The organism is Flintibacter porci (genome assembly GCF_041925195.1).
Classification (GTDB): Bacteria; Bacillota; Clostridia; order Oscillospirales; family Oscillospiraceae; genus Lawsonibacter; species Lawsonibacter porci.
Genome location: NZ_JBHEVB010000002.1, coordinates 80,898 through 98,705, shown reverse-complemented (window position 1 = coordinate 98,705; position 17,808 = coordinate 80,898). Strand labels below are relative to the sequence as shown.

Here is a 17,808-nt window from a genome sequence, read left to right as displayed (position 1 = left end):
AATATTATTTGCTGATTACGGACTTTTTAGCAAAAAACACGATAAAGAGAATGGCAGAGACGGCCATCAGATAGCAGTAGAACATATAGGGCACGATCTGCATGGCGGACACGCCGGCTCCTGCGGCGGCGTAGAGCAGCTGAGCGCCGTAGGGGAGGATACCCTGCATCACCGAGGCAAAGATGTCCAGCAGGGAGGCAGTACGCCGGGGGTCGATGTTGTACTCCTCACTGATGTCCTTGGCGATGGAGCCAGTCATGACTATGGCCACGGTATTGTTGGCGGTGGCTACGTCCACAGCGGCCACCAGACCGGCGATGCCGATCTGAGCGCCCTTGGCGGTCTTGACCCGGCGGCCAATGAAGTCGATGAGCCACTGGATGCCGCCGTACTCCTTTACCAGCGCGCCGATGCAGGCCACAATGATGGAAATGACGGTGATGTCGTACATGGCGGTAACGCCGGTGCCCATAACGGAGAACACCTGGGTCCAGGCAAAGGCTCCGGTGGCCACACCCACGATGAGGCTCAGCACGGTGCCGATCATCAGAATGAGAAACACGTTCACGCCTACCACAGCGCCCACCAGCACCACCAGATAGGGCAGCACCTTCCACAGGCTGTAAGGCTGCAGCTCCACCTGGCCGCTGCCGCCCCAGGTGATCACCACAAACAAAATGAGGGTGATGATGGCGGCGGGGAGGACAATGAGAAAGTTCATGCGGAACTTGTCCTTCATCTCACAGCCCTGGGTACGCACGGCAGCGATGGTGGTGTCAGAGATCATGGACAGGTTGTCGCCGAACATGGCGCCGCAGGCCACAGCAGCGATGCAGATTACCACATCAAAGCCGGTGGCCTGGCTCATGGACACGGCGAAGGGAGCCAGGGCGGAGATGGTACCCACCGAGGTGCCCATGGAGATAGACACAAAGCAGGCGATGAGGAATAGACCGGCCACAGCAAACTGGCTGGGCAGGAAGGTGAGGAACAGGTATACGGTGCTGTCCGCGCCGCCGGCTGCGGAGATGGCGCCGGAAAAGGCGCCTGCGGCCAGGAACACCAAGCACATGGTCAAGATGTTCTCATCAGCCACACCGGTGGCCATTACTTTCAGCTTGGCGTTGAAGTCCAGCTTCCGGTTCTGGAAGCAGGCCACCGCCAGGGCGATGAGGAAAATTACGATGGCAGGGGTCTGATAAAAGCCGTTTTCGATTTTTAAAATGTACTCAAAGGTAATGCCGGAGCCCAGGTACAATGCCAGGAACACCAGAATGGGCGCCAGCGCCACGGGATTGCTCCGCGGGGCAGACTGATGTTGGTCCATAGAAGAACCTCCCTCTCTCTCATATGTGATACGGCACACACAGCCGTTCCCTTATTCTATGAAAAAAACACCCTTCTGTCAACTTAAAAGGTTTTTAGAATATAACAGAAACGGATTATCCGGGCGATACATAGAATGAAAATGGCGGAGAGGAGGAATTTGTATGGACGATCACAAGGAGACACAGCTGGTTACCAACAGCGACTGCTACCGCGCGGGAAAAACCATCCGCCCCACGGGGATCATGGTCCATTCCACCGGAGTGGCCCAGCCCGATCCTCAGGTGTTTATCAAAAGCTGGAATTAGCCGGGCAAGGACGCCTGCGTCCACGCCGTGGTGAGCCGGGACAAGGTGATCCAGACCCTGCCCTGGACCATGCGGGGCTGGCACGCAGGGAAAGGGGAGAAGGGCAGTGCTAATAACACCCATATTTCCTTTGAGTGCTGCGAGCCGGCGGGCCACACCTACCAGGGCGGCACCATGATCGGCTACGACGTGGAGAAGAATGAGGCCTACTTTCGGGCCATTTACCAAAACGCCGTGGCCCTGTGCGCCGATTTGTGCCGCCAGTTTGGACTGGACCCCATGAAGCCAGGGGTGGTGATCTGTCACGCCGAGGGCAGCAAGCTTGGCATTGCCAGCAACCACGCCGACGTACTCCACTGGTGGCCCAAGCACGGGGTAACGATGGATGATTTCCAGGCCGCGGTGAAAGCGGCGATGGAGGAGGAAGAAGAGAACGTGACACAGCAGCAATTTAACGCCATGATGGCGGAGTATTTGAAGCAGGCCGGAAATGCCGCGCCTGCCAGTTGGTCTCAGCAGGCCCGCACCTGGGCGGAAAAAGCAGGTATTATCGCCGGGGGAGAGGGCAAGGGGGAGCGGTACGGCTCCTTTGCCACCCGGGAAGAGATCGTGCAGATGCTCTGGCGGCTGAGCCAGCAGAAATAAGCGTTTCTTGTTGGCTAAATGCAAGGAGCGGACAGTCAGACTGTCCGCTCTTTCCTTTTTGGGATCAGGAAAGAAGTTTTGGCAGCAAAATGCCTTTCCAGCGCGGAAGAAATGCGATATACTTCCAATAAGATGAATTTGGAACCACGCCAAAAAAATTTTTTCTGTTTTGCAACAAATGCTGGGAGCCAGCTGTATATAAAGTGTCACAGAAAAAGACCAACATCAGGTTGGAGAAAGAAGGACAGTATTATGTGGAATAAGAAAACATTCACGGTACTTTGCTCTCTGGCGCTGGCCGGTTCCATGGCCGTTCCTGCGTTCGCAGCCGAAGGGATTTGTGGACAGGAGGCCTTGATTGCGGCTCCGTACGCATCGGTTGTGGCGGAGAAGCCGACCGTGACTGCGGGTGAAGATCTGTTTACCCGGGCGGAGCTCGTCTCTGCGCTGCACCAGAAGGCCGGCAGCCCCGTGGTCAACTTTGCCATGCAGTACACTGATGTAGAGCAGGGGGCCGAGTATGCGGAGGCTGTTCGCTGGGCGTCCAGCGAAAAAATCGCAGGCGGCTATGGGGAGGATCAGTTTGGTCCCGAGGACCCGGTCACCCGGGAGCAGATGGCACTCATTCTCTACCGCTATGCCCAGAACAACGACCAGGGCTTTACCGGGGCATGGGCATTTCCTTTGAACTATTCCGACGCCAGCCAGATCAGCGAATATGCCTATGAGGCTATTTGCTGGGTGACTATGAAGGATGTCATGGGAGAGAAAGAGGAGCAAGCCTTTGTCCCGCAGGGTACAGTTACCCAGCAGGAGGCCGATACCATGCTGACCCAGTACTTTACCGTGCTGGAGCAGGCAGATGGACAATAAAAGAACAAATTCCCGGGGCCGCACGGAGTAAACCTGTGCGGCCCCGCTGTGTAAGGGGGAGGAACCGATGTGCTGATCCATGCCCAATACCATATGACTCCGTTTGGCCTGAATGTTCCGCGGCCATGGTCGGAGCTTCTTTCCCAGGCACTCCGTTGGCTGCAAAGCCTCCGAGCGGTGCAGGCCAGTGCGCGAAGGGCGTCTGTAACCGACCGGGAGCAGATCAATCAGAGGGCGGAAACGCTTTTGACCCAGTATGGCAGCAGCATTTTGCGCCTGGCCTATTCGTATCTGCATAATATGGACGATGCAGAAGAGATCTTGCAGGAAACCCTGATCCAATATCTGAAGACTGCGCCGGTGCTGGAAAATGAGGCCCATGAAAAGGCGTGGCTGTTTCGTGTGGCGGGAAACTTGAGCAAAAACCGGATTGCCTATAACCGGGTGCGGAGCACAGACGAGCTGAAGGAGTCGCTGGTGGCGCAGCAGCGGGAGGATCTGTCCTTTGTCTGGGAGGCGGTGAAGGATCTTCCGGTCAAGTACCGGGAGGTGATCCATCTGTTTTATTATGAAGGCCTTTCCACTGCACAGATCGCTGCCATTCTGGAGCAGAAGGAGTCTACGGTACGCTCTCACCTGATGCGCGGCCGGGAGAAGCTGAGATCGATTTTGAAGGAGGGGTATGACATTTGAGGGAGGCGTATAAGGACGTGATGGATCGTATTGAAGTTACCCCGGAGATGCAGACGCGGATCCTGAAAGCCATCCGGGATGCCGATATCCAGGGACGCAGCAAAAGGGCGGTCCCTATGGGCCGTCTTGCCATTGCCGCCTGTCTGGCCTTGCTGGTGGCAGGAGCCGTGGTCCTTCCAAAGCTTCCGACCAAGCCGCCGGAAAAAGACCCGTCCGGAGTGCAAAACGGGATCTGGAGCGTCACACAGGTCTCGTCGCTCCAGGAGCTCTCTCAGCTGGTGGGCTTTGAAATAGAAGAGTTGAAAACCTTGCCCTTTGCGGTAACGGAAATACAGTACCGGGCCTATCCTGGAGGCATGGCCGAAGTGACCTATCTGGGAGAGACACAAAGCGTAACACTGCGCAAGCTGGCGGAAGACGCCGATCCCTCGGGGGACTATTCGTCCTATTCGGATACCTTGGTGCTGACAAGGAATGGATACTGCGTAACTCTGAGCGGGGAGGGGAGCCTGTACTCCCTGGCGGTCTGGCAGGACGGGACCTACTCCTATTCCATTCGTGCCTCCCAGGCGTGTTCAGAGGAGACCTGGGAGAGTATCTTGGAAGGGATGGGCTGACGGAGTAGCCTGGAAAACAGAAAAGGACATCCGGTTGGATGTCCTTGGCCTAGGACAGAAAATTGCCCGGGGCGGCTTTGCCGTACCCGGGCATTCAAATGCAAAAGGGAAGAGGCAGCCAAAATGCAAAAAGAAACCCGACTTGCTTTCACAAGTCGGGTTTCTTATGGCGGAGAGAGAGGGATTCGAACCCTCGAACGGGTATTAGCCGTTACACGATTTCCAATCGTGCGCCTTCGACCAGCTCAGCCATCTCTCCATGGCGCTCTCACGTGGTCTCTTTCGTGACAACAAAACGTATTATACCAGAAAATTCGCATTCGTCAATAGTTTTTTTGAAATTTTTTAAAAAAGTTTCCCCTGATAGGAAAGAGACCAGTTTTGTTTCCAATCAGGGGTAAACTTATGTATTTTCAGAACTTCCAAACACCTTTTTTAACTGGGGGATGGGTGCGGTGTGCTGGATGCAGCGTACAAACTGCCGCCGGAAGCTCTGGTAGCACAGGCCGCAGGCGGTACATGGGCTCTCATCTGCCTCGCCCCGTTTGAGCCGGGCGGCAAAATCAGGCTGACACAGCAGCGCCCGGCTGAAGGAGACAAAGGGGACGCCGGAATCCAGGATATGCTCGGCGCTCTTTTTGGAAAAAATGCCGCCCACCAGACTGATAGGCAGGTCTATCCCATCCCAGGCGCGCAGCAGCTCTTCCAGACAGAAGGAGCGGCTGGCCCAGATGCGGGGGTCAAAGTCGGAGGTGCAGATCTCTACTCCGTCCGCGCCGCTGATCTGATAGAGCTCCAGCAGCCGGTGCAGGCTGCCGTAGCCATTACCGCCCACCTTGGTAAGGATGGCGAAGTCGGGCCCGCAGGTCCGCCGCACCTCGCGGATGATCCGCCCGGTAAGCCGAAAGCGGTTTTCCACACTGCCGCCGTAGCCGTCGGTGCGCCGGTTGTCCACGTGGTTGAGAAAGCTGGCCAGCAGGTAGCCGTAGGCATTATGGATCTGTACCCCGTCAAAGCCGGCACGGCGGCAGAGCATGGCGGCATAGCGGTACTTTCCTACAATCTGGTCCAGCTCTTCCAGAGAGAAGTCGGCGGGCAGCTTGGGAGGATGGCCGTTCACGTTTTCCGGCGCTTTTTTTCCGCCGTGGTTGAGCTGGGCCACGATCCGGCCTCCCGCTTGATGGACCTGTCTGGCAGTCTCGTAGAGCAGCCCCAGATCGGTCTGCTCATCCAATACCGTCTGTCCCTGGTCGGAGCGCTGCTGCCGGTCCACGCTCATATGGCCGGTGATGACCAGGCCCACTTCATTTTCCGCCAACTCCACCAGAGTGTCCATCCAGGCGGTGGTCAGCTGGCCGTCGGGCTGGGATAGGTGCTCGTTGGTGGCTGAGCGGATCACCCGGTTTTTCAGTTCCATGGGGCCGATACGGCCCGGCCGCCACAGGGGACTGTCTGACATGCTGCTCGCTCCTCTGTACCTCTTTCTATGAAACACAGAGCCGCCGAATGGAAAGGGCTCCATGCTAAGACGCGCTTTCTTTATTTTCCCATTTTGTGGGAGGTATGTCAAGAGCGGAATGGGGACTTGAACCTTGAATCCCTTGGAAAAATGTGATATCATCAAATGATTTTAAGTGTCAGACGAGCGAGGCGATTTGGATGGACTATTTTCATTTGAATGTGGACCGGGAACAGCTGCTGTCTATGAGCAGCCTGGGGCTGGCCCATCTGGGAGACGGAGTGTTTGAGGTAATGGTGCGGTCCTGGATCGCCCTGCACGGCAAGGCCAAGCCCAAGGACCTGCATCGGGCTACGGTGACCTATGTCTCCGCTCCGGCTCAGGCCGCCGCCATGGAGAGGCTGCTGCCCCAGCTCAGCGAGGAGGAGGCCGATGTGTACCGCCGGGGCCGGAATACCGCTCCCCACTCGGTGCCCAAGGCGGCCTCCCGTGCCCAGTACCAGGCGGCCACCGGATTGGAGGCCCTGTTTGGCTGGCTGTATCTCCAGGGCCGCACCCAGCGGCTCAATGAGCTGTTTGAGATCGTTATGAAAGAGGAAGAGGAGGAGAAGGAATGCCGTTAGACGCCCTGTGCCTGTCCGGCCTGGTCCACGAGCTGAGCCAGGCCGCCGCCGGCGCCAAGATCGATAAAATTTACCAGCCCGGCCGGGACGAAGTGGTGTTGGCTCTGCGCAGCCCCACCCAGGGCAACGTGCGTCTGCTTCTCTCCGCCAACCCCACCCATCCCAGGCCTCAGCTCACCTGGCTGTCCCGGGAAAACCCGGACACGCCCCCCATGTTCTGCATGCTGCTGCGCAAGCACCTGGCGGGAGGCCGGGTGCTGTCGGTGGAACAGACCCACCTGGAGCGTGTGGTCACCTTCACTTTAGAGGCCCTCAACGAGCTGGGGGACCGGGTGGAGCGCAAGCTGGTGCTGGAGGCCATCGGCCGCCGGTCCAATCTGTTGCTGCTGGACGGGGATGGCCGGATTTTAGACTGTCTCCGACGGGTGGACTCCAACCTTGGCTCGGGAAGTGCCAACCAGCGCACGCTGCTGCCCGGCATGTTCTACCGCCTGCCTCAGCCTCAGGATAAGCTGGACCCCACTGCCCAGGACCGGGCGGCACTGGAGGAGCTGCTGGCTCAGGCTCCGGAGGAGGCCCAGGCGGATAAGTGGCTGCTGGACACCTTTGGGGGGCTGTCTCCGCTGGTGTGCCGGGAACTTGCCTGGCGGGCGGGCGGCAGCACCGATGTGCGCCTGAATACCCTGGGCGAGTCGGGCCGGAAAAAGCTGCTGGACAGCCTGGAAGAACTGCTGGAATCCGTAAAGGAACATCACGTGACAGCTACGATGATGGTAAAAGAGGGCAAGCCCTTTGACTTTACGTTCTTTACCCCCGGACAGTATGAGGGCAGCCTGGCGTTGGAGGACTTTTCCTCCTTCTCGGAGCTGCTGGACCGCTTCTACGAGCAGCGGGAGCACCTGGAGCGCATCAAGCAGCGGGGCCAGGACCTCATCCGCTCCGTGACCACCGCCCGGGACCGTACAGCCCGGAAGATCGCCCACCAGGAGCAGGAACTGGAGGCCACCCAGGACCGGGAGCAGCTGCGGGAGCTGGGGGATATCCTCACCTCCAACCTCCACCAGATGCACCGGGGAATGGGATGTCTGCGTACTGTGGACTTTTATGATCCGGAGGGGGCAGAAGTGGACATCCGCCTGGACCCTCTGCTCACCCCGCAGCAGAACGCTGCCAAGTATTATAAAGAGTATAACAAGGCCAAGACCGCCCAGGAGATGCTGACCCAGCAGCTGGAGAAGGGCCGCAGGGAGCTGGACTATCTCAACAGCGTGCTGGAGAACATCACTTTGGCCGAGGGGGAGAAGGACCTGGGGGAGATCCGCCAGGAGCTCACCGATACCGGCTATCTCCGCCGTGCCAGCAAGGCTAAGGGGCGTGAGAAGCGGGTGTCCTCCAAGCCCATGGAGTTTCGCTCCACGGCGGGCCTGCGTATCTCGGTGGGCAAGAACAACACCCAGAACGACCTGCTCACCTGTAAGCAGGCTTTTAAGAGCGACATCTGGTTCCACACTCAGAAGATCCACGGCTCCCATGTGATCCTCTGGACGGAAGGGGGAACCCCCGATCTCCAGAGCCTCAACGAGGCGGCCTGTCTGGCGGCCTGGTTCTCCCAGGCGCGGGACAGCAGCAAGGTACCGGTGGACTATACCCCTGTCAAGTATGTGAAAAAGCCCAACGGGGCACGTCCCGGCATGGTGACTTATACCACCTACGAGACCGCCTGGGTCACCCCTGACGGGGAGCTGGCCAAACGGCTGCGGGTGAAATAAATTTCCAGTTCAACATAAAAATACCATATCTTGTGCAACAAGCCCGGAAAACGTCTATTTATGGCGTTTTCCGGGCTTTCACTTTCTGAAAATTATTTTCATGTTGAAAACATTCTACCTTGTGCAAACTCCTTCGACCACTTCCATCAAAAGGGGACCGTCTTTCCCTTTTTCCCCGAAAAAGGGCGGGGAGCGGTTCGACGGTTTTTGCTTTTCCTTCTCACAGAGGCCCCTATATAATGTGGTCGCATTTTTGCAATTGAGAGGGGAAACACAAGATGATGGAACTGAAGATCGCGTCCCGGACGTGCCGGGACCAAACGGGAGAACCCCGTACCTTTCACTATGCCCTGACAGTAGACACTGTGGAGACAGACACCTTCTGCTGTGAAAACTACGGGGTGCGGGTGTGGGAGGATCAGGGGGAGGATGAGACTATCCCAGGCATTACCACCAGCGCCTCCCGCATCGATGAGCTGATGACTCTGCTGGTGGATAACCGGGTAGGCCCTGCGGGGCTGCGGGATGTGGTGGAGGACTGGCTTTAACGGTACATATGCCAGCGCACTCCCACGGTGAATACCCCATTTTCCAGCTGGGCAAAGGCGGTGTGGCCCATGCGCTGGGCCAGAGCCTTGACAATGGCCAGGCCCAGACCGGTGTTTTGTCCAGTGCGCATCTGGTCACCGGTGTAAAAGCGTTCAAACACCCGGGGCAGGTCCTCCTGGGTGAGGTGGGGCGCGTCGTTGGAGAAGGAGGTGACAAGGAAATCTCCTTCCCGGAAAAGACGGATAGTCAGCGCGGTGCTGCCGTGCTTGAGGGCGTTGCTCAGCAAATTGGTGAGTACCCGCGTGACTCCGCCGGGGTCAGCCAGCACCGGAGGCAGACCTTCCTCCAGCTCCACCGCCACCTGAAAGCCCGCCTGCTGGAAGTCGTCATAAAAACTGGCCAGCAGAGGCTCCAGGCGGCGGCGCAGGTCCACGGGCTGGATCTCCAGAGGGTACTCGCCGCCCTCGATGCGGGACAGGTCGTAAAAGGCGGTGATGAGCTCCTGGAGAACCCGGGCGCGCTCCTCCACCACCTGGAGGTATCGAGACCGCTCTTCCGGCTTCAGATCGCCTTCCAGCAGCTGGAGATAGCCCAAAATGGAGGTGAGAGGGGTGCGCAGGTCGTGGGAGACGTTGGCGATCTGCCGCCGCAGGCTCTCCTCCCGCTCCCGCAATTGGCGGGTCTCGGTCTCCCGGTCCTCCAGCAGGCCGTTGATCTGGGCCAAAAGCTCCTCCACCGGCCGGTCAGGCGCAGCCAGACGCAGCCGCTTGCCGGGCTGGCTCCGGGCCTTTTTTAGTTGGCTCGCGGCCTGGCTGAGCGCGCGGCCGCGGCGGTACCGCAAAAGCAGTACCGCCGCGAGGGCTATGAGAGAGAGAAGAAGGGCGATCCCCATGGGAAATACCTCCCGAATGAAAAGTAAGGTTACCGCAGCTCCCGCCGCCGCAGAGCCCATACCGATACCACCGTAGTGAACACGATCCAGCCCAGTCCCAGCGCCCAGCAGTAGAGGGGGGATGGCAGGATAAAGCCTTCTGCCACAGACACTGAGAGACCCAGGTTGGTTTCCGTGATGTCCACGCCCTTGCCCCAGAAGGGAGTCATCAGGTGCAGGGTGCACAGCAGCTTCATTACCCAAGCCTTGGGGTCCAGGAGGGACCAGGCTCCCAGGATGGGCCAGAGAAGGAACTGATAGAGAAACAGGACAAACACGGCAACCAGGTCGGAGGCAAACAACAGCTTCAGACACAGGTACAGGGATGCGCAAGCCACCCAAAGGGGCAGGGCAACGAGAAATTCCACCAGCAGGTTGGCCGCCAGTTGGGGCAGAGCCTCTTTCCCGGGGAGGAAGAGAAAAGCGAGAAGTACCGATGAGACCACCAGCATCAGGGCCATAGTGCAGCCGATGAGGGTGGCGGCACTGAGCCGGGAGAGCACCATCTGCCACCGGGGGATGCCGAAGACCGCCTCGTTTTTCAGAATGTCCAACTTATTTACCCGGGAGCTGGCGATCTCGGCACACCATGCCCCGTAGAACATGCCGAAAATGGGCAGGGAGCTGAGGGACTCGAACATCGAGGTGCAGTTGCCCCATTCCGGGGGGCGGATCGCCTCGGCAAAAAGTATGACCACGACACCAAAGAGGAGAGAGGCGGCCATGAGGATCACCGGCCAGGGGCGGCAGCGCATCCGGTAAAACTCGGCACGGATGAGGTTTTCCATCTCAGCGGCCCTTCATCCACACAATCAGGCACAGGGCAGCCCCAAGAAGGAGGAAGGCGGCAAAGAGCATTTTTTTCATCGGAAACCTTCCTTTCTCAGCTGATCTCCCGGCGGGAGAAGAAGAACAGGCCGACTGCGGTAGAAAGGGCCGCCCAGGCCAAACCCACCAGCCAGCACCGGCTCATGAGAGCCCAGTCCATATTTTGGGCAGAGATCACCTGACCGCCCATATAGTCCAGGGTGAGGTGATAGAGAGAGTGAAATGCGGGGTTGACATACTTGCCCAGATTGTTCAGTACAGCAGGCACACCAACCATGAGTGCCAAAAAGGCGATGCCCGCCATGTTGGAGCCACGAATGAGGAAATAACAGGCGATGGCCAGAGACAGGGCGCCCAGCCAAAGGGGGAAAGAGGCCAGAATGTAGTATCCCAGCATCTGCATCATCATCTGCACCGACTGGGCGGTGGTCATGCCCAGGGACATCATAGACATCTCATCGGAGGGGATGCCCAGCAGCACCAGAGAGGCCAGCAGATATACCCCAATGGTCACCACAAAGACCACGATCATGAGCAGGAGTGTTACCACCAACCGGGACAGGTAGACCTGGACCCGGGTCAGACCATAGGATACCTCATTTTTCAACGTGTTGAACTTATACTGCTCAGAGAATACCGCGTCGCCGCCCACGGCCACCAGGTACAGGCCAACGGGCATACCCATGAGCAAGATGTTCAGGGAAAAGGGAAAGTTGACCGCGTCCTGGTTGGATGGTGCGGTATACTTGACATAGGCCAGACAGCCGACCACCAGCAGAGCGAAGAGAGCGCACAGCAGGTTGAAGACATAGAAATAAGGCCGCCGGGTCAGCTTATAGATCTCAGCTTGAATGGAATTAACCATGGTGACGACCTCCAATCAGATTGAGGAAGTAGTCCTCCAGGTTGCTGTCCTTCTGCTGGGTGGAGATGAGACCCACGCCCTGCTCCAGAAGGGTGCGGTTGACGGTCTGGGGGGCATCCAGGAAGGCGTACACCCTCAGCTGGTTGCCGGGGAGCACCTCGTAATCCCGGGTGCCCAGCTGCTGCTCCAGAACCCGGGCAGCCCGGGGCGCATCGTCCACGGTGAGCTCCAGGCACTCCCGGCACTTTTCCCGCAGGTTGGCCCCGGAGATGGTCTCCAGCACCTTGCCCTTTTCGATGAAGCCAAAGTGGGTGGCCAGAGCGGACAGCTCGGAGAGAATGTGGCTGGAGATAAGAATGGTGGTCTGCCGCTCCCGGTTCAGGCGCAGCAGCAGTTCCCGGAACTCCACGATGCCCTCCGGGTCCAGACCGTTGATGGGCTCATCCAGCAGGAGAAATTCCGGCTGGTTCATAAGCGCCAGAGCCAGGCCCAGGCGCTGCTTCATGCCCAGGGAGAAGGTCTTGAACTTCTTTTTCCCTGTGTCGGTGAGGTTCACCAGCTCCAGGGCCTCATCCACGCAGTTCTTGCCCGGAATGCCCCGCTGGATGCGGTAGTACTCCAGATTCTGCCGGGCGGTGAGGTAGGGATAGAAGGAGGGAATCTCCACCATGGCGCCGGTGAGGCTGCGGGCACGGTTCAGTCCGGAGTCGGAGGTCTGCCCAAACAGGGAAATCTGGCCGGAGGTGGGAATGCTCTGGCCGGAGATCAGGCGGATGAGGGTGGTCTTGCCCGCACCGTTTCGGCCTACCAGGCCGAAGATCTGGCCCTTCTCTACCGTGATGCTGGCCCGGTCCAGGGCCAAGGTGTGGCCGTAGCGCCGGGTCAGCTCTTGAGTTTGTAAAATCGCTTCTGACATATGCTTTCCCCTTTCTTTCGGGTTGGGATAAAGGCTTGATAAGGAGGGGGAGAGGCTCCTTCCTTCCGTTGACAGGGTCAGTATAACCCACAAAGGTTGAATCCCCAGAAAGAAAGATTAAAGAAAGTCTAAAGTTTGCGGTAGACGTGGATGTCAAAGCCGATCTGGGTGTCCAGCTCATCCAATTCGGACAGCCGCTCCACCCCCGCCTTAGGGGTCTTCCAGGCGTAGGGGGTCATGCCGAACAGGGCCATAATGTCCTGGGAGCAGTCCAGATGGACGGTATACCGCAGGGGCACCGCCTCCAGCCACTGAAAGCCGGAGTAGTCCTCCCGTTTGACGGCGTTTTCGTAGGGCTTGTCATAGAGGACCGACTTCATCTCCCACAGGTGGAGGGCGGAGGGAACCACGTAGTAGAAGTATCCTCCCGGACGCAGCACCCGGGCAAACTCCTGGGGACACAGGGGGGAGAAGACGTTAAAGAGCAGGTCCACGCTCTCGTCGGCCACCGGCAGGTGGTACACCGAGGCCACGGCAAATTCGCCCTCTTTGACCCGTTTGGCGGCCCGGCGCAGGGCAAATTTGGAGATGTCTACTCCGGCGATGGGACCGGAGCGGCCCTCCTGAGCAAGACGAGCGGCCAGGGCGGCGGTGTAGTACCCTTCGCCGCAGCCGCAGTCCAACAGGGCGGGGTGGGGGACGCAATCCCGGGCGGCTAAGTCGCACAGCGCATTGGCCAGAGGGGCATAATAGCCCTTGTCCAGAAAGGCGGAGCGGGCGGTCACCATGGCCTTGTCGTCGCCGGGGTTTTTGGAGTGCTTGCGGTTGGCAGGCAGGAGATGGGTATAGCCTGCCGCGGCCAGATCGAAGCTATGGCCGGCGGGGCAGGTATAGGCGTGTTCCCCCCGCGTCAAAGGCGCGGCGCACAGGGGACAACGGAACAAACTCATAGTATTCACCTCAAGATCATAACAGCGATGGGGCAGAATGCCCCACCGCTATGATAGGATAGAATGAAGAAAAAGGCAAGGGGCGCGGCTATGCCGCGCCCCTTTTGAATGGGAAAGGGAGAAAATCAGCCCGCCGTAATGACTCGTACCTGCTTGCCTGTGGGATCGATATAGACGGTGAGCTTGCTGGAGAAGGCCTTGATGGCGTTGACGCGGTCGGTGAGCTTGGGCTGGCGGAACCAGCTGCCGGGGTCGGTGCGGTTGCCGGCCATGCCGCCGTAGCACTCCGCGTTGTCGGCTACCCGGTAATTCTGGCCGTTGACCGACACATACAGGTCGCCCTGGCTCTCGAAGAAGTCCTTGGCGGTGACGCCGGTGAACTTCTCCAGCTGGACAATGGTGCGGATCATATCCTTGTCTTCCCGGTTCTTGTAGGTGACTACGCCCATAATGTCGCCGCTGCGGCCGTTGTAGCCTGCCACGGGGCTGAATTCGATGGTGCCGCCCAGACCGCGGACCAGCGACCACTGGGTGCGGGTGGAGCCCTCGCTGATCAGCTCGCCGTTCTCGTCATAGACGGGATCGGTGGAGATATCCTTGCCCACCATCATGCCGTACTCATAGGCGTTTCCGGTGACGTCGTTGAGGATGATATAGTCCACCATGCCCGAGCTGTTGCGGTGGTATCCGGCGATGTTCTTGGCCTCGATGGAGCCGGACAGATCGCTGAGGTCGATGGGGACCACGCCGCTGCTGCTGACCTTTTCAAAGATCCGTACGCCGGCCATGACGGTGTACTCGCCCAAGGTCATCTTATCTACGTTGAAGGGGCCGGGCGCCCGGTTCTCGGCTGCACTGCTGGTGGTAAAGCTGCTCTTGCCGGCGGAGAAGATGACCAGCTGGCCCTCGGCAGAAGCGTTGGACACTGTGCCCTCCAGCTCCATGGTGCCGCCGTTGGGCAGGAAGATGACAGCCTTGCCGTCGTTGACCATACCGATTGCGGTGGAGCGGGTCTGGGCGCTGGGCTTTGCCATACCGGCTACCTTGCCGTCGGCGGTGAGCAGCAGGGTGACGGTGGAACCCAGGTTAAAGTCCTTGGTGGTGTTCCAGGCGCTCTCCAGGACGGTAAATTCGTTGCCCAGGACGTTGATGGTCTTGGGAGTTGCCACCGTGGGCTGGGCGTCCTGATAGTAGCAGGTCATCCGCAGGTCAGAGACCACAAGGGTGTTGCTCAGGCTGTCATAGGTGACCACGTCGTAGGGCTTGATGTCGGACAGGCTGATCTTCTGGCGGTTCTTGATGATGTTGAAGCTGGTGGCGCCGCCGGTGAGCTGGTGGAAGGTAGCCACAGTAGCCCGGTCCATGACCACCACAGCATCCGAGCTGGCCGAGGTGGAGCTGCTGGTAGCGTAGATGGCCACCACCTTGCCGCGCTGGGTGAACAGCGTGATCTGGGTGCCGGAATACAGGGAGGTGTAGCACTCCAGATAGCTCTTGCCCTCGGGGGCGTCGGGGGTGTACACCGGGGTGTCGCCCGAGATGGTGTACTGCTGGTTGCCCGCCTTGACATAGCCGGGCTGGGCGTCGCCGGAGAGGGTGATGGTGACCGAGTCGCTGTCGTCGGGGATGAAGGTGATGATCTCCTGGTTGTCGTTGAGCACCAGACTGCCCCGCAGGCCCTGAAGGGCGGTGGGGGCGGCATCCTCGATGTGGGGGAGGTAGGTGCCGTTGGAGGTACGCACCGCGCCCATGGCGTCTCCCGTGTCGGTGGCCACATTGACGGCCAGCAGGACGGTGTCCGCCTTGGTCTCGCCCAGGGTGGTGTAGTAAACCTTGCCGTCTCCGGTTTTGCACTTGAGGGCGTTGACCAACAGCTGGGCAGCCTGGGCGCGGGTGAGGGAGGAGCCGGGCTGCAGAGACAGGCCCTTGGTCAGGCCGATGGACTGGGCCAGGTTGATGTAGCCATCGGGCCATACTGCGCCAACCTTATCGCTGGAGTAGGCCAGCACCCGGATGAGAATGGTCACCGCCTGGGCATAGGAGATCTGGTCGTCGGGGAGGAAGCGGCCGTCACCCACGCCGGAGATGAGGGGCGTGCCGGCCACGGGGGTCTCACCGTCCGCGCTCGTGCCCGCATCCCCGCCGATCATGGTGGAGGCGGCCAGATTTACATAGCCCCGAGCCCAGTGCTTGGAGGTCACATCGGTGAAAATGGTGCGGGTGGAGTGGAGGACGACCTGGTCCCCCAGGCCCATAAAATTGACCGCCATGGTGCAGAACTGGGCGCGGGTGAGGACCTGGTTGGGGTTAAACTGGTTGCCTCCGGTGCCGGAAACCACGCCCATCAGCCGGAGAATGTCGGCGTTGAGGGCGGTGTTGCTGTCGTTGACATCGGTAAAGGAGGAGGTTCCGGTGGCGGTGACAGGAAGGGCCAGATTGACGGCCAGGGCGGCGGCCAGCAGGCCGTGGATCATAGAATATCGTTTCATGGTTTTGTCTCCTATCTCTTACTCTGCCCGCAGGGCCACCACCGGCTGCAATCCGGAGGCCTTGACCGCGGGGTACATGCCAAAGAGGATGCCGAGCACCACCGAAAACAGGAATGCACCGATGGTAATGGGGATGCTGGGCAGAAGGATCATGCCGTCCAGCAGCAATTTTCCGGCAATCAGCGTGCCCACGTAACCGATGGCGATGCCGATGATGCCGCCGATGCTGCAAATGACGGCAGCCTCGATAAGGAACTGAGCAATGATGCTGCGCCGCTCCGCGCCGATGGCCTTGCGGATGCCGATCTCCCGGGTGCGCTCGGTGACGGTGACCAGCATGATGTTCATGATGCCGATGCCGCCCACCAGTAGGGAGATGCCGGCGATGGCGCCCAGCACCAGGGCCTGCATGTTGCTCTGGTTCTGGACATTTTCTGCCGCGCTGTTGTCACTTTGCACGTAGTAGTCGCCAAAGTCGCTGTATCCCATCTCGTTTTTGGGGAAGAGACCGGACAAATAGGCGTCCAGCAAGGTGAGAGCCTCGGTGGTGGCGGAGGCACTTTTGGCCTTGACCACGTAGGTGTCAATGTTGCTGTTCTGGTTGAGGCTGCGGTTGAAGGTGTAGGGCAGAACGATGAGGTTGTCCAGCTCGGGCCACCCCTCCAAAGCCATGGAGTTGTACCACCCGACCACCAGGAAGGGCTGCCCGTTGATGGTGATGGTTTCGCCCACGGGATCAATAAAGTTAAAGAGCTTTTCTTTGGCTCCGGCGCCCAAAACACAGACAGGATTGGTTTTCTCTATGTCCAGGTAGGAGAGCTCCCGGCCCGCAGCCAGAGTGTAGTTGTTGCACACGCCGTACTGGTCGGAACCCAGCTTGACGTGCATCATGTCCTCCCAGCTCATGTTCTGGCTGTTCTCCCAGTCGTTGACGGCAATGGTTTTGGCGCCGTACTGAATGGTAAGCTTTTGGCCGATCTCCATGTCGGGGGTGATGCCGTCGATGAGGTGGTTGAGGGTGAGACAATAGTCATACAGCTTTTGAGAGGTTTCGTTATTCATGTCGCTGAAGGAGTAGGCACGGACATTGATTTTGTTGGTGCCCATTTTTTCAAAATACTCCATGCTCTTCTGGTTCTGGCCCTGGACCACCGAGACCATGATGACCACGGAGGCCACGCCGATGATGATGCCCAGCATGGTGAGAAAGGAGCGGGTCTTTTTGCAGGAAATGGATTTGAAGGCCATTTTGAAGGCTTGCCATAAATTCATGTCCAGTCCACCTCCTGGGGGTGATCTGCCACCACCTTGCCATCGGACAGCCGTACCACCCGTCGGGCGGTGGCGGCGATGCCGTCGTCATGGGTGATAAGCAGTATCGTGGTGCCCTCCCGGTAGAGGGAGCGCAGGATCTCCAGCACATGCCGCCCGGTTTTGGAGTCCAGCGCGCCGGTGGGCTCGTCAGCCATGATGATAGGGGGGTGGGTGGCGATGGCTCGGGCGATGGCCACCCGCTGCTGCTGGCCGCCGGACATCTCGCTGGGGCGGTGATGCGCGCGGTCGTCCATGCCCACCTTGGCCAGGGCGGCCATGGCGATCTCTTCCCGCTCCCACACGGAGACACCCTGATAGATCAGGGGAAGGGTGACGTTTTCCAGGGCGTTGAGCTCCTGAATGAGGTTGTAGCCCTGGAAGATAAAGCCGATCTCCCGGTTGCGGATGCGGGCCAGACTGCGGTCGGAAAGAGAGGTGACGTCGGTGCCGTTGAGATGGTATTGGCCGTAGGTGGGGATATCCAGACAGCCCAGCACGTTCATCAGGGTAGACTTGCCGGAGCCGGACTGGCCCACGATGGCCACGAATTCTCCCCGGTCGATCTGGAGGGAGACACCGTCCAGCGCCCGCACCTCGCTCTCCTTCCCCTCGTTGTATATCTTATAGAGGTTTTGGATGTCGATGAGCATATG

General features: G+C 59.1%; 18 protein-coding genes and 1 tRNA gene. 8 read left to right on the top strand and 11 right to left on the bottom strand.

The genetic code is table 11. The features are described from left to right. Positions 1-4 precede the first annotated feature (4 nt). Positions 5-1,327, bottom strand: a complete 1,323-nt coding sequence (locus tag ACEVJL_RS02365) for a Na+/H+ antiporter NhaC family protein (protein ID WP_110440415.1) — start codon at positions 1,325-1,327, stop codon at positions 5-7. Between the two features lie 163 nt (positions 1,328-1,490). On the opposite strand from ACEVJL_RS02365, the gene ACEVJL_RS02360 reads away from it, so the two are divergent. The 5 genes from ACEVJL_RS02360 (at position 1,491) to ACEVJL_RS02340 (ending at position 4,462) form a co-directional block, all read left to right on the top strand. Then, positions 1,491-1,634, top strand: a complete 144-nt coding sequence (locus tag ACEVJL_RS02360; protein ID WP_374736756.1) for a hypothetical protein — start codon at positions 1,491-1,493, stop codon at positions 1,632-1,634. A gap of 27 nt (positions 1,635-1,661) precedes the next feature. Then, positions 1,662-2,279, top strand: a complete 618-nt coding sequence (locus tag ACEVJL_RS02355; RefSeq protein WP_374736755.1) for a peptidoglycan recognition protein family protein — start codon at positions 1,662-1,664, stop codon at positions 2,277-2,279. 252 nt (positions 2,280-2,531) lie between these two features. Next, a complete protein-coding gene (locus ACEVJL_RS02350; protein ID WP_374736754.1) occupies positions 2,532-3,152 on the top strand; it encodes an S-layer homology domain-containing protein in 621 nt (206 codons plus the stop codon). A 69-nt stretch (positions 3,153-3,221) separates the two neighbouring features. Next, on the top strand, positions 3,222-3,845 hold the full coding sequence (locus ACEVJL_RS02345; RefSeq protein ID WP_374736753.1) for an RNA polymerase sigma factor: 624 nt from the start codon (positions 3,222-3,224) through the stop codon (positions 3,843-3,845). A gap of 20 nt (positions 3,846-3,865) precedes the next feature. Beyond that, complete coding sequence (locus ACEVJL_RS02340; protein WP_374736752.1) at positions 3,866-4,462, top strand: hypothetical protein; 597 nt, start codon at positions 3,866-3,868, stop codon at positions 4,460-4,462. A gap of 167 nt (positions 4,463-4,629) precedes the next feature. Here the strand turns inward: ACEVJL_RS02340 and ACEVJL_RS02335 are convergent. Further along, positions 4,630-4,721 (bottom strand) — tRNA-Ser (locus ACEVJL_RS02335). Positions 4,722-4,865: 144 nt separating this feature from the next. Then, on the bottom strand, positions 4,866-5,921 hold the full coding sequence (locus ACEVJL_RS02330) for an NADH:flavin oxidoreductase (protein WP_374736751.1): 1,056 nt from the start codon (positions 5,919-5,921) through the stop codon (positions 4,866-4,868). A 200-nt stretch (positions 5,922-6,121) separates the two neighbouring features. Here ACEVJL_RS02330 and ACEVJL_RS02325 point away from each other — a divergent pair, with 200 nt between their 5' ends. The 3 genes from ACEVJL_RS02325 (at position 6,122) to ACEVJL_RS02315 (ending at position 8,861) form a co-directional block, all read left to right on the top strand. Further along, entirely contained in the window at positions 6,122-6,544 is a 423-nt protein-coding gene (locus ACEVJL_RS02325; RefSeq protein ID WP_008980939.1) for a Mini-ribonuclease 3, read from the top strand. After that, the gene (locus ACEVJL_RS02320) at positions 6,535-8,313 is read left to right on the top strand and encodes an Rqc2 family fibronectin-binding protein (RefSeq protein ID WP_374736750.1); all 1,779 of its coding nucleotides are present in this window, start codon (positions 6,535-6,537) and stop codon (positions 8,311-8,313) included. The genes ACEVJL_RS02325 and ACEVJL_RS02320 overlap by 10 nt, the downstream gene beginning before the upstream one ends. Before the next feature lie 278 nt (positions 8,314-8,591). Then, positions 8,592-8,861 (top strand): DUF6514 family protein, encoded by a 270-nt coding sequence (locus tag ACEVJL_RS02315; RefSeq protein ID WP_235397869.1) that lies wholly within the window; start codon positions 8,592-8,594, stop codon positions 8,859-8,861. On the opposite strand, the gene ACEVJL_RS02310 is transcribed toward ACEVJL_RS02315, so the two are convergent. The 8 genes from ACEVJL_RS02310 to ACEVJL_RS02275 form a co-directional block, all read right to left on the bottom strand. Beyond that, positions 8,858-9,754 carry a sensor histidine kinase gene (locus ACEVJL_RS02310; RefSeq protein WP_374736749.1) on the bottom strand — a complete coding sequence of 299 codons (897 nt, stop codon included), beginning with the start codon at positions 9,752-9,754 and terminating at the stop codon, positions 8,858-8,860. The genes ACEVJL_RS02315 and ACEVJL_RS02310 overlap by 4 nt on opposite strands. A gap of 29 nt (positions 9,755-9,783) precedes the next feature. Then, positions 9,784-10,581 carry a hypothetical protein gene (locus ACEVJL_RS02305; protein WP_374736748.1) on the bottom strand — a complete coding sequence of 266 codons (798 nt, stop codon included), beginning with the start codon at positions 10,579-10,581 and terminating at the stop codon, positions 9,784-9,786. Between the two features lie 95 nt (positions 10,582-10,676). Beyond that, positions 10,677-11,486, bottom strand: coding sequence for an ABC transporter permease (locus ACEVJL_RS02300; RefSeq protein WP_325207680.1), 810 nt, complete (start codon positions 11,484-11,486; stop codon positions 10,677-10,679). After that, a complete protein-coding gene (locus ACEVJL_RS02295; RefSeq protein ID WP_374736747.1) occupies positions 11,479-12,402 on the bottom strand; it encodes an ABC transporter ATP-binding protein in 924 nt (307 codons plus the stop codon). Before ACEVJL_RS02295 ends, ACEVJL_RS02300 begins: the two co-directional genes overlap by 8 nt. A gap of 128 nt (positions 12,403-12,530) precedes the next feature. Further along, positions 12,531-13,352 (bottom strand): putative RNA methyltransferase, encoded by an 822-nt coding sequence (locus ACEVJL_RS02290; protein ID WP_374736746.1) that lies wholly within the window; start codon positions 13,350-13,352, stop codon positions 12,531-12,533. 125 nt (positions 13,353-13,477) lie between these two features. Next, entirely contained in the window at positions 13,478-15,841 is a 2,364-nt protein-coding gene (locus ACEVJL_RS02285) for an S-layer homology domain-containing protein (RefSeq protein WP_374736745.1), read from the bottom strand. 18 nt (positions 15,842-15,859) lie between these two features. Continuing rightward, positions 15,860-17,113 carry an ABC transporter permease gene (locus tag ACEVJL_RS02280; RefSeq protein ID WP_040648992.1) on the bottom strand — a complete coding sequence of 418 codons (1,254 nt, stop codon included), beginning with the start codon at positions 17,111-17,113 and terminating at the stop codon, positions 15,860-15,862. Then, positions 17,110-17,805, bottom strand: a complete 696-nt coding sequence (locus ACEVJL_RS02275; RefSeq protein ID WP_040648989.1) for an ABC transporter ATP-binding protein — start codon at positions 17,803-17,805, stop codon at positions 17,110-17,112. The genes ACEVJL_RS02280 and ACEVJL_RS02275 overlap by 4 nt, the downstream gene beginning before the upstream one ends. Positions 17,806-17,808 lie beyond the last annotated feature (3 nt).

Excerpts from the sequence above, each read along its gene's own strand:
- ACEVJL_RS02295 (WP_374736747.1), bottom strand. The coding sequence starts at position 12,402 with ATGTCAGAAGCGATTTTACAAACTCAAGAGCTGACCCGGCGCTACGGC.
- ACEVJL_RS02285 (WP_374736745.1), bottom strand. The coding sequence starts at position 15,841 with ATGAAACGATATTCTATGATCCACGGCCTGCTGGCCGCCGCCCTGGCC.
- ACEVJL_RS02310 (WP_374736749.1), bottom strand. The coding sequence starts at position 9,754 with ATGGGGATCGCCCTTCTTCTCTCTCTCATAGCCCTCGCGGCGGTACTG.
- ACEVJL_RS02305 (WP_374736748.1), bottom strand. The coding sequence starts at position 10,581 with ATGGAAAACCTCATCCGTGCCGAGTTTTACCGGATGCGCTGCCGCCCC.
- ACEVJL_RS02350 (WP_374736754.1), top strand. The coding sequence starts at position 2,532 with ATGTGGAATAAGAAAACATTCACGGTACTTTGCTCTCTGGCGCTGGCC.
- ACEVJL_RS02330 (WP_374736751.1), bottom strand. The coding sequence starts at position 5,921 with ATGTCAGACAGTCCCCTGTGGCGGCCGGGCCGTATCGGCCCCATGGAA.
- ACEVJL_RS02325 (WP_008980939.1), top strand. The coding sequence starts at position 6,122 with ATGGACTATTTTCATTTGAATGTGGACCGGGAACAGCTGCTGTCTATG.
- ACEVJL_RS02320 (WP_374736750.1), top strand. The coding sequence starts at position 6,535 with ATGCCGTTAGACGCCCTGTGCCTGTCCGGCCTGGTCCACGAGCTGAGC.
- ACEVJL_RS02340 (WP_374736752.1), top strand. The coding sequence starts at position 3,866 with ATGGATCGTATTGAAGTTACCCCGGAGATGCAGACGCGGATCCTGAAA.
- ACEVJL_RS02280 (WP_040648992.1), bottom strand. The coding sequence starts at position 17,113 with ATGAATTTATGGCAAGCCTTCAAAATGGCCTTCAAATCCATTTCCTGC.
- ACEVJL_RS02365 (WP_110440415.1), bottom strand. The coding sequence starts at position 1,327 with ATGGACCAACATCAGTCTGCCCCGCGGAGCAATCCCGTGGCGCTGGCG.
- ACEVJL_RS02315 (WP_235397869.1), top strand. The coding sequence starts at position 8,592 with ATGATGGAACTGAAGATCGCGTCCCGGACGTGCCGGGACCAAACGGGA.
- ACEVJL_RS02300 (WP_325207680.1), bottom strand. The coding sequence starts at position 11,486 with ATGGTTAATTCCATTCAAGCTGAGATCTATAAGCTGACCCGGCGGCCT.
- ACEVJL_RS02275 (WP_040648989.1), bottom strand. The coding sequence starts at position 17,805 with ATGCTCATCGACATCCAAAACCTCTATAAGATATACAACGAGGGGAAG.
- ACEVJL_RS02360 (WP_374736756.1), top strand. The coding sequence starts at position 1,491 with ATGGACGATCACAAGGAGACACAGCTGGTTACCAACAGCGACTGCTAC.
- ACEVJL_RS02290 (WP_374736746.1), bottom strand. The coding sequence starts at position 13,352 with ATGAGTTTGTTCCGTTGTCCCCTGTGCGCCGCGCCTTTGACGCGGGGG.